The following is a 13,549-nucleotide window of genomic DNA, read 5'->3' on the forward strand; positions in this document are numbered from 1 at the left end:
TGCACAGCGCCTCAACGACACCCCCAGAAAATGCCTCGACTTCCAGACCCCCGCCGAGGCATTCCTCCATGCCTCAACCGGTGCACTTCAAACGTGACTCCACATCCCCGCCTTCGCGGGGATGACGAAGACTGGGATGCCCCCCGCAGTGGAAGGGCCATCCCTCACACCATCGCGGCGAGCATGTCCTTGATCTTGACGAAGGCGAAGCCGACCGAACTGTCGGCGATGCCATAAGGCAGGAACAGCGTGTCGCCGTGCTTGATCGCACCGCAGCTATAGACGACGTTGGGCACATAGCCCTCGCGGTCCTGATCCTTTGCGGCGAGGATCGGCTCGCGCGTGCGGCCGAGCACCTTCGACGGATCGTTCTTGTCGAGCAGCGCCGCGCCGATCGAATATTTGCGCATCGCGCCGACGCCATGGGTCAGCAGCAGCCAGCCCTCGTCGAGCTCGATCGGCGGACCGCAATTGCCGATCTGCACCAGCTCCCAGGGGAAGACGGGGGTCAGGATCTTCTCGCCCTCGTCCCAATGCTCGAGACTGTCCGACTTGAGCAGGAACAGATTCTCGCCGTCCTGCCGGCCGATCATCATATATTGGCCGGCGACCTTGCGCGGGAACAGCGCCATGCCCTTGTTGCGCGCCGCCGGCCCCGACATCGGCACGAGGTCGAAGGCGCGGAAGTCGCGCGTGCGCAACAGCTCGGACTGGATCACCGAGCCGTTATAGGCGGTGTAGGTGCCGATCCATTCGTAGCTGCCGTCCTCATGCTGGAAATGCACGATGCGCAGATCCTCAAGCCCCTTGGACTGCGCCTGGGTAATCGGGAAGATGACGGTGCCCGACAGCGTCGAATCGCGATGCCGCCACACGGTGACCGGCCCCTCGGGGATCTCGTCCTCGCCGGCCCCGACGACGTCGGTCGCGGTGGCGAAGGGCGGCTCGGGCGCGAGTTTCAGCTCGTTGCCGCTGGTGATGATCCCCTCGCGGAAGGCAACCGAGGAGATATGCCCCTCGCCCACCGAGCGCAGGCTCATCAGGATGCGCATCGATCCCTCGGGCATGCCCGTCTGGTCGAAATGCGGCACCGCGCTGGGATTCATCAGCGCCGCCGCGGCATAGCTGTATTCGTGGCAGAAATAGGCGCCGATCAGCTGGCGCTTCTCGTCGCTGATTTCGGCGCCGTCGAGGCCGAGCAGATCCTCGATCTCGTCGTAGCGCGTCATGAAGACGCGGCGCGTCTGCCAATGGCGCGCCTCGAAATCCTTGAGCACGGTCTCGAGCTGCTCGCGCGCCTCTTCCGGCGACATTTCGAGCACTTCGCCGACCAGACGCTCGGTCCGGTTGGGTGGGCCGCCCCTGCCGCCCCACGCGATGTGGAACGGCCGGACGACGACACGGGACGGATCGGCATGAAGCCGCAAGCGGTGGGTGAACAGGTCCATCGCGATTGTTAAGCCTCGCCGGTCGGGTCGTTGACTGAGCCGCCGCCCGAACCGATCAGGCGACGCGGGTCGTCCCTGCCACGCCTTGGACCGACTTTGAAAGCCCCGAAATCGCGCAACTCGCCAGTTGGAGCGCCAAAATCGATTCGGCACCCTGATTGCGGTTGAGACCGGTCGGCATCAACCCGTCGAAACAGCCGCCGTCCGCCGGACTGGCGAGCGGCAGGTCGAGATCGTTCTGGCCGAGATACCAGGCATAGGCGCGCTCCGCCTCCGCCACCCAGCGCGTATCCCCGGTCGCATGCCAGGCCGCCAGACAGGCATCCACCGTCGCCTGCGCTTCCAGCGGCTGCTGGTCGAATTGCAGCGGCTCGGCATAGGGCCGGCCGAAGCTCTCGGTGCCGACGGCACGGAAACGCCCCTCGGGCGAGGTTTGCCTGCCGACGATCCAGTCGAGCGTCTCCAGTCCGCAATCGATCAGGTCCTGCCGTTCCAGCGCCTGCCCGGCGACGATCAGCGCCTGCGGCAAACGGGCATTGTCGTACGCAAGGACGATCTCGAACCACTTCCATTCCGGCCGGCGTGCCTCGGCGAGCAGCGCGAGATGATCGTCCGGAAAGCGTTCGAGGATCGAGCGCGCCAGATCATGACCGGGCGACGCCTCGAGCATCGCCGCCGCGCCCAGCATCGCGAACGACTGCGCGCGCAGCGAACCCAGATCGAGCGCCAAACTGGCGGTCGCGTCGAACATGTTGCGCGCCCAGTCGCGGTGCTTGGCGTCCTTGCCGTCGCGCGCAGTGACGCCGAGCGCCCAGATGGCGCGGCCGTTCGAATCCTCGGACCCCACGTCCTCGCACCACGTCCGGTCGAAGTTCATGAAGTTGCGGAACCGGCGCTCGTCGGGGTTCCAGGCATATTGCACGAACGACGCGTAGATCGTCGTCCATTTGTCGCGCTCGACGGGATCGATGTCGTCCATCGCGCTCATCAGCATCAGCGCGCGGGCATTGTCGTCGATGCAATAGCCGTGACGGCGATCGGGCACCGAATAGATCGAATGCTGCAACATGCCGGTCGCGTCGCTCATCCGCTCCACCGCGGCGAAATTGGGCTTCAACGCGCGCACGCCCTGTTGGACCTGCGCCAGACGCCGGGGGCGTGCGGCGACCGCCACCTCGGTCTCGTGCAGCGTCGCTTCGGCGAGGCGCGGCCAGATCATCGTCCGGCCGCGATCATAGGCCCGCTGCGCCAGCCGCGTGCGATCGCGCGCGCTCGACAGCAAACGGTCGATCTCGCGCGCGAAGGCGGCGACATCGCGGAAATCGACGAGCACGCCATGGCCGTCTGCGAGGATCTCCGTCGCATGAACGTAAGGGGTGGAGATCACCGCCTTGCCGACGCCGACCGCATAGGACAGCGTCCCGGAGGTGATCTGCGCCGGGTTCAGATAAGGCGTCGCATAGATGTCGGCGGCCTGGAGATAATCGATCAACTCGTCATGTTCGACGAACGCGTCGATGAACGCGACATTGTCGCCGACGCCATGCTCTTCCGCCAGTGCCTTCAGGCGGTCGCGATAGGCCTCGCCCTCATGCGCGACGAGATTGGGATGGGTTGCGCCGAGCACGACATACAGCAGATTCGGGTGCCGCGCCGTTACGGTGGGCAGCGCATCGATGATCGTCTCGATCCCCTTGTTGGGGGCGAGCAGTCCGAAGGTCAGCACAACGTCACGACCCTGCCAGCCGAAGCGCGGCTTCAGCGTCTCGGGATCGACGAAGAGACGATCGGGCACGCCATGCGGGATCATCGCGATCTGCCGCGGCGCCGCACCGTAGACACGACGCAGGATGTCGCGGCCACGCTCGGCCATCACCACCACCTTCGCGGCGCGGCGCAACAGACCTTCGAGCACGCGACGCTCGTCGGCATTGGGCTTCTCGAGCACGGTATGCAGCGTGACGATCACCGGCAGCGTCGTCCGGTCGAGCAGCGCGAGCAGATATTCACCGGCGGGACCGCCGTAGATGCCATATTCATGTTGCACCCAGATCGCCTGCGCGCCACTTGCCTCGATCGTGCGCGCGGTCGACAGATAGGCGGACAGGTCGGTCTGCGGGATCGTGCCGGTCACCGCGGGCGGATAGTCGTAGCGCCCGGGATGATCGTCCATCGCATAGACGTCGACGTGCACGTCCGGGAACCGGTCGCGCATCGCCTGATAGACGTCCGTCGTGAAGGTGGCCAAACCGCACTGGCGGGGCAGGAAATTGCCGATCATCGCCAGATGCCGGATTGTCTCTCCGTTAGCCGCAGTCGGTCCCATGCCTGTTCCTTCGCTGTTGCAACATTACGGCTGTACCGCAAACCTTGCCTGCAGATGAACACGCTCGGGCGGCAAAGGTTGCAGTGATGTTGCACCGCAACCCGGATATTGGATTAATTTTGATCAACCCCTGCCGCGATACGGCTGCACGCCCTGGTCGGGCAGCCACAGGTCGGACGGGGGCGGTCCGGACTGCCAGAAGACGTCGATCGGGATGCCGCCGCGCGGATACCAATAGCCGCCGATCCGCAGCCATAGCGGCTTCATCTCGTCGAACAGGCGCTGGCCGATGCCGACGGTGCAATCCTCGTGGAAGCCGGCGTGGTTGCGGAACGACCCGAGGAACAGCTTGAGCGACTTGGATTCGACGATCGTCTCGCCGGGCGCATAGTCGATGACGAGATGCGCGAAGTCGGGCTGGCCGGTCACCGGACACAGCGAGGTGAATTCCGGCACCGCGAACCGGACGAGATAGGTCGTCCCGGCACGCGGATTGGGAACATAATCGAGCACCGCTTCGTCGGGAGAGGCGGGCAGCTGGCTGGCTTGGCCGAGGTGCATTGGGGTCATGCCCCGCCATGTAGGATGTCGATCCCGATATGAAAACGCTGGTTCCGGTGCTGGGCGACCAGCTCAGCCTGTCCCTCTCCTCGCTGCGCGACGCCGATCCGGCCGAAACGATCGTGCTGATGATGGAGGTCGGCGACGAGACGACCTATGTCCGCCATCACAAGCAGAAGATCGCCTATATCCTGTCGGCGATGCGCCACCATGCCGCGGCGCTGACCGACGCCGGCTGGACGGTCGATTACGTCCGGCTCGATGACCCCGACAACAGCGGCAGCTTCACCGGCGAGATCGCGCGTGCCGTCCAGCGCCACGCCCCGGAGCGGATCGTCGTCACCGAGGCCGGCGAATGGCGCGTCGTCGCGATGATCGAGTCGTGGGAGACGGTCTTCGGCATCCCCGTCGAGATCCGCGGCGACGACCGTTTCGTCTGCAACCATGCCGAGTTCGAGGCCTGGGCGAAGGACCGCCAGCAACTGACGATGGAATTCTTCTACCGCGTCATGCGCCGCAAGACCGGGCTGCTGATGGACGGCAAGCAGCCGGCGGGCGAGCGCTGGAATTTCGACAAGGAAAACCGCAAGCCGGCGAAGAACGACCTGTTCATGCCGCGGCCGCACGCCTTCGCCCCCGACGCGGTCACGCAGGAGGTGCTGGCGCTGGTCGCCGAGCGGTTCGCGGATCATCCCGGCACACTCGACGGCTTCGCTTATGCGGTGACCGCGGCGGATGCCGAGAAACAGGCCACATATTTTTTCGAAAAGGCGTTGCCGCAATTCGGAGATTACGAGGACGCCATGCTGACCGGGGAGCGCTATCTGTGGCACTCGATCCTGTCGCCCTACATCAATTCCGGGCTACTCGACCCGCTCGACCTGTGCCGGCGCGCCGAGGCGGAATATCGCGCCGGCCGCGCGCCGCTCAATTCGGTCGAGGGCTATGTCCGCCAGATCATCGGCTGGCGCGAATATATGCGCGGCATCTACTGGCGCGAGGGGCCGGACTACGTCGAGCGGAACTTCCTCGATCATCACCGCAAATTGCCCGGCTGGTATTGGACCGGCGAGACCGACATGCATTGCCTCAAGGAAGCGATCGGCCAGACGCTCGCCACCGCGCACGCGCATCACATCCAGCGGCTGATGGTCACCGGCAATTTCGCGCTGCTGATCGGCGCCGATCCGGCCGAGGTGCATCGCTGGTATCTCGAAGTCTATATCGACGCGTATGAATGGGTCGAGCTGCCCAATACGCTCGGCATGAGTCAGTTCGGGGACGGCGGGCTGCTCGGCTCGAAGCCCTATATCTCGTCGGGCGCCTACATCGACCGGATGAGCGACTATTGCGGCAAATGCCGCTACGACGTGAAGCAGCGCGTCGGCGAAAACGCCTGTCCGTACAATGCGCTATACTGGGATTTCCTCGCCCGCCACGAGGACAAGCTGGGCAGCAACATGCGGCTGCGCATGCCATATAGTACGTGGGCGAAGCAATCCGCGCAATCTCAAAAGGATACACGCGCGCAAGCCGCAACATTCTTGCAGGCCCTCGACACGGCCGGGGAAGACGGCTATTGACGATGCCGGGCACTCCTCCCCAGTCGTTGGCCCGACTAACACGTGTGAACGTATGGAGAGAGTGATGGACGCGTTGGTGACCACCGAATGGCTGGCCGGGGAACTCGGTGCGAGCGATCTCAGGATCGTCGATGCCACCTATGTCGACGCGGCGCTCGGCCGCGACGTCGCTGCCGACTATGAGGCGGCGCATATCCCCGGCGCCGTGTTCCTGAACCTCGGCGAGCTGCGCGATACCGACAATCCGCTGCCGATGATGCTGCCGAGCGCGGAGAAGTTCGCCAGCCGCATGCAGAGCCTCGGGCTCGGCGACGGCAGCCGCATCGTGCTCTACGACGATTCGCCCTGGCATACCGCGGCGCGGGCGTGGTGGATGCTGCGCACCTTCGGCGCACATGACGTCGCGATCCTCGACGGCGGCCTCGCCAAATGGCGCGCCGAGGGGCGCGAGACGGCGAGCGGCAAGGAAACGCTGCGCCACCGCCACTTCACCGTCTGGGCGGATCACAAGGGCGTCCGCACGCTCGACCAGATGAAGGCCAATCTCGCCAGCGGCGACGAACAGGTGGTCGATGCCCGCTCGGCGGCGCGCTTCACCGGCGAAGAGCCCGATCCGCGTCCGGCGACGCACGCCGGTCATATCCCCGGCTCGAAGAACCTGCCCTATACCGGTCTTTTCAACCCCGACGGCACGTGGAAGCGGGGCGATGCCCTCGCGACGGCGTTCGCGCAGGCGGGGGTCGATCTCGACCGGCCGATCGCATTGACTTGCGGCTCCGGGATCACCGCATCGACGCTCGCTTTCGGTCTGCACTTGCTCGGCAAGGACGCCGCGCTCTACGATGGCAGCTGGTCGGAATGGGGAGCGGATCGCTCGACGCCCAAGGCCATGGGAGCCAAGGAAACCGTTGACGGATGACACCACGACCGGCCGGCCTTTGGGGGACGCGACCCGCGTCGTCCAGGCCGGCCGGCGCCCCGAATGGACGCAAGGCATCGTCAACACGCCGGTCTGGCGTGCCTCGACGATCCTCTACGACAGCATCGCCGACCTGCGCGCCAATGCCCGACCTGACACACATCACCGCCTCTATTACGGCCGGCGCGGCACGCCGACGCAATGGAGCCTCGCCGACGCGCTGACCGCGCTGGAACCGGGGGCGGAGGCGACCTTCCTCTACCCGTCTGGTGTCGCGGCGATGGCGGCGGCGTTGCTGTCGGTGCTGTCGCCCGGCGACGAACTGCTGCTGGTCGACAGCGCCTATGACCCGACGCGCGGCCAGGCGATGCAGTTGCTCAAGCGCTTCGGCATAACGACGCGCTTCTACGACCCGCTGATCGGCGCGGGGATCGAGGCGCTGATCGGCCCGGCGACCAAGGCGATCTTCCTCGAAAGCCCGGGCAGCCTGACCTTCGAGGTGCAGGACGTGCCGGCGATCGTCGTGGTCGCCAAGGCCCACGGGCTGACGACGCTGCTCGACAACACCTGGGCGACGCCGCTGTTCTTCCCGGCGATCGAGAAGGGCATCGACCTCACCATCCTCGCCGCGACCAAATATGTCGTCGGCCATTCCGACGCGATGCTTGGCTCGGTGACCGCGGCGCCGGGCCATTATGCGCGGCTGCGCGATACCAGCTATCAGCTCGGGCAGGTCGCCTCGCCCGACGACAGCTGGCTCGGCAGCCGCGGCTTGCGGACGATGGCGGTACGGCTCGCCCAGCACCAGCGCAGCGCGCTGGAGATCGCGCACTGGCTGGCCGAACGGCCGGAAGTGGCACAGGTGCTGCACCCGGCCCTGCCCTCCTGCCCCGGCCACGATACGTGGGCGCGCGACTTCAAGGGATCGAGCGGGCTGTTCTCGTTCGCGCTGAACGGCGGCGGCGAGACTGCGCGCGCGGCGCTGATCGATGCGCTCGACCTGTTCGGGATCGGCTATAGCTGGGGCGGGTTCGAGAGCCTCGCCATCCCCGCCGATCCGGCGCGGATCAGGACCGCGGCGCCGCGGGACTATGCCGGACCGATGGTGCGGTTGCAGATCGGTCTGGAGGATCCGGCCGACCTGATCGCCGATCTGGAGCGGGGATTGGCGGCGTTCCGGGCCAAATTGTAACCTAAATTCCTCCCCCGCTGACGCGAGGGAGGATTTAACGGTTACTGCGCCGACGCCTTGGCGTCCTGTCCGTCACCTTCCGGCGCCGCGACGATGTCGCGCGTCGTCGCGCCCTTGTCGACGACGTTGGTCGCGGGGTCGCCGACCGACGAGCGGATGCCGGTGTCGGCCGCATCGCCACCGGCCTGGTTGACGACGCCATTCTCGGCGGCGCTGCGCTGCGTGTTGCCGCCGAACAAGGCGTCGAGCGTCTGCGCCTGCGAGGCATTGTCCTGCGGGCGGGCGGCGCCGGGCTGCGGCGGGACCAGCGAATAATCGGGCGGGATCACCAGCGGCGCCTGCCGCGCGACGGCGAATTCGTCCGGCCGGGCGCGATCATAGCCGCGCTTGCCGCAGCCCGAGAGGAGGACGACGCAGGCGAGGCCGGCGAGAATCGGAACTGACTTACGCATGGGGATTCTCCGAGGGGATGTCGCGCTTGTCGCGCATCAGGAGCGCGCGGACAAGCAGCACCAGCACGCCGAGGGTGATCGCCGCATCCGCGACGTTGAACACGAGGAACGGCCGCCAGTCGCCGAAATGCAGATCGGCGAAGTCGACGACATAGCCGAAGCGCACCCGGTCGACGATATTGCCGAGCGCGCCGCCCAGGATCGCGCCGAGCGCCATCTGGTCGGCGCGATGCGGCTCGCGCGTCATCCACACCGCCACCGCCACCGCGATCGCGCCGGTCATCGCGACCAGCGCCCAGCGCATCGTATTCGTGTCGGCGTGGAGCAGCCCCAGCGAGATGCCGTGGTTGGCGACGAAGCGCAGGTTGAAGAACGGCGTGATCGTCCGCTCCGCGGTCAGCTCGTCGAGCTGCAACACGTCGGTGATCGTCACCTTCGTCACCTGATCGACGACGAACAGCAATGCCGCGGTCAGCAGCCCGGCGATCGGGGCCTTACGCATGGGCGACGACATCCTCGCAACGTGCGCACAGATCGCCGTCCACGGTCACTTCGGGCAGATGGCGCCAGCAGCGGCCGCATTTGCGATAGTCGGTGCGCGTCACCGCCACCTCCTCGCCGGCGTCGACCTTCGCGACGATGAACGTCTCGGCCAGCGCCTCGGCCGACAGCGGCAGGTCGGGCACCGTCACCTCCGCCTCGAGGCTGGAGCGAACCGTCTTCTCGCGACGCAGCGGCTCGATCGCCTCGGTCACGCTGGTGCGCAGCCGGCGCACGTCGGCCCAGTCGGTACCGAGCGGCTGGTCGCCGGGCAGCGCCGGCAGTTCGGGCCATTCGAGGAAATGCACCGAACCGTCCTCGCTCGGGAAGCGCGCCTGCCACACCTCTTCCGCGGTGAAGCAGAGGATCGGCGCGGCATAGCGGACCAATGCATGGAACAGCGTGTCGAGCACGGTGCGATAGGCGCGCCGCTTCGGATCGCCGGGCGCATCGCAATAGAGCGAATCCTTGCGAATATCGAAGAAGAAGGCCGACAGATCCTCGTTGGCGAAGTCGGTCAGGCGGCGCAGATAGCGGTTGAGCTCATAGCCGTCCGCCGCCTCGCGCAGGTCCATGTCGAGCTGGCCCAGCAAGGTGAGCACGTAGCGTTCCAGCTCGGGCATCGCCTCGACCTCGACCCGCTCGCTCTCGTCGAACCCGTCGAGTGCGCCGAGCAGATAGCGGAAGGTGTTGCGCAGCTTGCGATAGCCGTCGGAGGCGGTGCCGAGCACTTCCTTGCCGATCCGCACGTCGTCGAAATAATCGGTCGACGCGACCCACATACGCAGGATATCCGCCCCGCTTTCGCCGATCACCTTCAGCGGATCGACGACATTGCCGAGGCTCTTCGACATCTTGCGCCCCTGCCCGTCGAGCGCGAAACCGTGGGTCAGCACCGCATCGTACGGCGCGCGGCCACGCGTGCCGCAGCTTTCGAGCAGCGACGACTGGAACCAGCCGCGATGCTGGTCGCTGCCCTCGAGATACAGATTGGCGCGGACGTCCTCGCCATAGCGCGCCTCGACGGTGAAGACATGCGTCGAGCCGCTGTCGAACCAGACGTCGAGGATGTCGTTCTGCGGCGTGTAATCGGCGAGATCGTAATCCGGCCCGAGCAGCGTCTGGTGATCCGCGGTGAACCACGCATCCGCGCCCCCCTCGCGGAAGGCGGCGACGATCCGCGCATTGACCGCGGCATCGTTGAGATAGTCGCCGGTCTCGCGATGCACGTAGAGCGCGATCGGCACGCCCCATGCCCGCTGCCGGCTGATGACCCAGTCGGGCCGCCCCTCGACCATCGAGCGGATGCGGTTCTGCGAGCGCGCCGGCACCCAGCGGGTGTGCTCGATCGCGTCGAGCGCGGTCTCGCGCAGCGTCGCGCCGTTCGACGCACCCTCGCCGCCGTTGAGGATCGGCCGGTCCATCGGGATGAACCATTGCGGCGTCGCGCGGAAGATCACCTTCGCCTTCGACCGCCACGAATGCGGATAGCTGTGCGCGAAATCGTCCGATGCGGCGAGCAGCGCGCCGACCGCGCGCAGGTCCGAACAGATCGGCCCGTCGGCGCCGACGAACTTCTTGTTGATGACGCTGCCCTGCCCGCCGAGCCACGCCCAGTCGGGCCGGTAGAAGCCGGCGCCATCCACGGCGAAGACCGGTTCCAGTCCATGGGCCTTGCACAGCAGGAAGTCGTCCTCGCCATGATCGGGCGCCATGTGGACGAGGCCGGTGCCGGCGTCGCTGGTGACGAAATCGCCCGACAGGAACGGCCGCGGCCGCGCGAAGAAGCCGCCGAGCGCATGCATCGGGTGACGCGCGGTCGCGCCCTCCAAAGCACTGCCCTTGACCAGAGCGATCACGGTTTCGGGCGCGATGCCGGTGCGCTTGCCGAACGCCGGCACCAGGTTCTCCTCGACGAGGAACCGCCGGCCGCCGCTTTCGAACAACACGTAGTCGAGCGCCGGATTATAGGCGAGCGCTTGGTTGACGGGAATCGTCCACGGCGTCGTCGTCCAGATCACCGCGGTCGCACCGACCAGCATCTCGCCCTCGGGCGCGGTGGCGATCTCGAAGCCGACGTCGATCTGCGTCGACACGACGTCCTCATATTCGACCTCGGCCTCGGCGAGCGCGGTCTTCTCGACCGGCGACCACATCACCGGCTTGGCGCCGCGATAGAGCTGGCCGCTCTCGGCGAATTTGAGCAATTCGCCGACGATCGCCGCCTCGGCGTCGTAGTTCATCGTCAGATAGGGATCGGCCCAGTCGCCCATCACGCCCAGCCGCTGGAACTGGTCGCGCTGCACGCCGACCCAGCGGTCGGCATAGGCGCGGCATTCGGCGCGGAACTGCGCGACCGGCACCTCGTCCTTGTTCTGCTTCTTGGCGCGATACGCCTCCTCGACCTTCCACTCGATCGGCAGGCCGTGGCAGTCCCAGCCGGGAACATAGGGCGCGTCCTTGCCCATCAGCGACTGGCTGCGGACGATGATGTCCTTCAGCACCTTGTTCATCGCATGGCCCATATGGATGTCGCCATTGGCATAGGGCGGGCCGTCGTGGAGGATGAACAGCTCGCGCCCCTTACGCTGCTCGCGCAACCGGTCGTAGACGCCGATCCGCGCCCAGCGATCGAGGATCGCCGGCTCCTTGGCGGCGAGGCCCGCCTTCATCGGGAAATCGGTCTTCGGCAGGAAGACGGTGTCGCGCCAATCTTTCGGCGTGTCGGGGGCGTCGGTCATATGTCTGGCGGTCTTATCGTGAGTGTCGGTCAGCACAAAGCGCATAAACGAGATGGGTTAAGCATCGAGCAACACCCGGGCCCGCGCGCAATCGCGCTCCATCTGCGCGGTCAGCGCATCGAGGCCGTCGAATTTCGCCTCGGGCCGCAGATAGTCGATCAGCGCCACCTCGATCGATTGCCCGTACAGGTCGCCCGAGAAATCGAAGAAATAGGGTTCGAGCAATTCCTTGGGCGGATCGAAGGTCGGTCGGATGCCGAGGTTCGCCGCGCCCTTGAGCACGCGCCCGTCGGCGAGCCGCGCGGTCACCGCATAGATGCCGTAGGCGGGGCGCAGATATTTGCCCATGTCGACATTGGCGGTGGGATAGCCGATCGTGCGGCCGAGCTTGTCGCCGTGCTGCACCAGCCCCTCGATCGCGAACGGCCGCGTGAGCAGCCGCGCCGCGCCGCGCGGGTCGCCGTCGCACAGCAAGGTGCGGATGCGGGTCGACGACACCGGCTCGCCGTCGAGCGTCACCGCCCCGACCGTCTCCGCGACGAAGCCGTGCGCGCGGCCGCGCTCGGCGAGCAGGCGGACGTCGCCGCTCTTGCGATGACCGAAGGTGAAATCCTCCCCCGTGACCACCCCGGCCACGGCAAGATTGGCGTGCAGCCGCGCGGCGATGAACGATTCGGCAGACAGTGCGGCGAGCGCCGCGTCGAACGGGAAGACGACCATCGCATCGACCCCCGCCGCGGCGAACAGGCGTTCGCGCTGGTCGAGCGTGGTCAGCCGGAACGGCGGCGCGTCGGGGCGGAAGTGGCGCACCGGGTGCGGATCGAAGGTCGCGACCAGCGCGGGACGCCCCTCGGCACGCGCGCGCGCCACCGCCCGCCCGACCACCGCCTGGTGCCCGAGGTGAAAGCCATCGAAATTGCCGAGCGCGACGATCCCGCCCGCCAGATGCGACGGCACCGCCGAGCCACCGTCCAGCCGCTCCATCGCCGCGGCCTTAGGGCGCGCGCCGCCGCGGAGCAACAGGCGGCTGGCGACATAGGCTGACGCTATAGTAAGATCGTGCCATGACCACCCTCCCCTCCCTCGGCAACGGCCTGACGCCGGAGCCGATCGTCGCCCGCATCCTGTCGCAAGCCGGCGTGCAGAAGGTGCCGAGTCCCAAGCTCGACCTGTTCATCGCCCGCGGCTTCATCGGACCGGTGCTGTGCGACGCGCTGATCGAGCGGATCGACGCGGTGCGCCGCCCCTCGACGATCGCCGACCCCAATGGCGATTCCGCCTTTCGCACCAGCGAGACCGGCGACCTGTCGGCCGATGACCCGGTAGTGCAGGCGGTCGAGGCGCGGCTGGCCGCGTTCACCGGCCTCGACCCCGCGCACGGCGAGCCGTTGCAGGGCCAGCGCTATGCGGTCGGGCAGGAATTCAAGGGCCATACCGACTATTTCGAGCCGCAGGGCGCCGACTTCGACCGCTATTGCTCGGTGGCGGGCAACCGGACGTGGACGGTGATGGTCTATCTCAACGCGCCCGAGGCGGGCGGCGCGACGCGCTTCAAGGCGGCCGACAAGATCATCCAGCCGGAAACGGGGAAGCTGGTCGCGTGGAACAACCGCCGGCCCGACGGGTCGCTCAACCCGGCAACGCTGCATCAGGGGATGAAGGTACGCGAAGGGGTGAAATACGTGATCACCAAATGGTATCGCGAGCGGGTGTGGGCGTGATCCCAATTCCTCCCCCGCCAGGGGAAGGTGGCAGTGCGCAGCACTGACTGTATATTATACACATCT

Annotated in this window: 11 protein-coding genes; 4 read left to right on the top strand and 7 right to left on the bottom strand. The window is 66.7% G+C overall.

All coding sequences use genetic code 11. The annotated features are described in order from the left end of the window. Window positions 1-164 precede the first annotated feature (164 nt). The 3 genes from FFS23_RS18575 to queF form a co-directional block, all read right to left on the bottom strand. On the bottom strand, window positions 165-1,448 hold the full coding sequence (locus tag FFS23_RS18575; RefSeq protein ID WP_137899764.1) for a glycoside hydrolase family 130 protein: 1,284 nt from the start codon (window positions 1,446-1,448) through the stop codon (window positions 165-167). A gap of 55 nt (window positions 1,449-1,503) precedes the next feature. Continuing rightward, window positions 1,504-3,774 carry a glycosyltransferase gene (locus FFS23_RS18580; RefSeq protein ID WP_137899765.1) on the bottom strand — a complete coding sequence of 757 codons (2,271 nt, stop codon included), beginning with the start codon at window positions 3,772-3,774 and terminating at the stop codon, window positions 1,504-1,506. Window positions 3,775-3,897: 123 nt separating this feature from the next. After that, on the bottom strand, window positions 3,898-4,344 hold the full coding sequence (gene queF / locus FFS23_RS18585) for a preQ(1) synthase (protein ID WP_137899766.1): 447 nt from the start codon (window positions 4,342-4,344) through the stop codon (window positions 3,898-3,900). Window positions 4,345-4,373: 29 nt separating this feature from the next. Here queF and FFS23_RS18590 point away from each other — a divergent pair, with 29 nt between their 5' ends. From FFS23_RS18590 to metC, 3 genes are all read left to right on the top strand, one after another. After that, entirely contained in the window at window positions 4,374-5,918 is a 1,545-nt protein-coding gene (locus FFS23_RS18590) for a cryptochrome/photolyase family protein (protein ID WP_171009549.1), read from the top strand. 64 nt (window positions 5,919-5,982) lie between these two features. Continuing rightward, a complete protein-coding gene (gene sseA, locus FFS23_RS18595) occupies window positions 5,983-6,837 on the top strand; it encodes a 3-mercaptopyruvate sulfurtransferase (protein WP_137899767.1) in 855 nt (284 codons plus the stop codon). Beyond that, entirely contained in the window at window positions 6,827-8,029 is a 1,203-nt protein-coding gene (gene metC, locus FFS23_RS18600; RefSeq protein WP_137899768.1) for a cystathionine beta-lyase, read from the top strand. The genes sseA and metC overlap by 11 nt, the downstream gene beginning before the upstream one ends. Window positions 8,030-8,070: 41 nt before the next feature. Here metC and FFS23_RS18605 read toward each other — a convergent pair whose 3' ends face one another. From FFS23_RS18605 to FFS23_RS18620, 4 genes are read right to left on the bottom strand one after another with little or no spacing between them, the layout of a single operon-like run. Next, a complete protein-coding gene (locus tag FFS23_RS18605; protein ID WP_137899769.1) occupies window positions 8,071-8,481 on the bottom strand; it encodes a DUF3035 domain-containing protein in 411 nt (136 codons plus the stop codon). Continuing rightward, on the bottom strand, window positions 8,474-8,983 hold the full coding sequence (gene lspA, locus FFS23_RS18610) for a signal peptidase II (RefSeq protein WP_038666936.1): 510 nt from the start codon (window positions 8,981-8,983) through the stop codon (window positions 8,474-8,476). Before lspA ends, FFS23_RS18605 begins: the two co-directional genes overlap by 8 nt. Then, on the bottom strand, window positions 8,976-11,762 hold the full coding sequence (gene ileS / locus FFS23_RS18615; RefSeq protein WP_137899770.1) for an isoleucine--tRNA ligase: 2,787 nt from the start codon (window positions 11,760-11,762) through the stop codon (window positions 8,976-8,978). The genes lspA and ileS overlap by 8 nt, the downstream gene beginning before the upstream one ends. A gap of 57 nt (window positions 11,763-11,819) precedes the next feature. Further along, complete coding sequence (locus FFS23_RS18620; protein ID WP_137899771.1) at window positions 11,820-12,746, bottom strand: bifunctional riboflavin kinase/FAD synthetase; 927 nt, start codon at window positions 12,744-12,746, stop codon at window positions 11,820-11,822. An 80-nt stretch (window positions 12,747-12,826) separates the two neighbouring features. On the opposite strand from FFS23_RS18620, the gene FFS23_RS18625 reads away from it, so the two are divergent. Next, entirely contained in the window at window positions 12,827-13,483 is a 657-nt protein-coding gene (locus FFS23_RS18625) for a prolyl hydroxylase family protein (protein WP_137899772.1), read from the top strand. Window positions 13,484-13,549: the final 66 nt, after the last annotated feature.

The organism is Sphingomonas sp. 2SG (assembly GCF_005503285.1).
Lineage (GTDB): Bacteria > Pseudomonadota > Alphaproteobacteria > Sphingomonadales > Sphingomonadaceae > Sphingomonas > Sphingomonas taxi.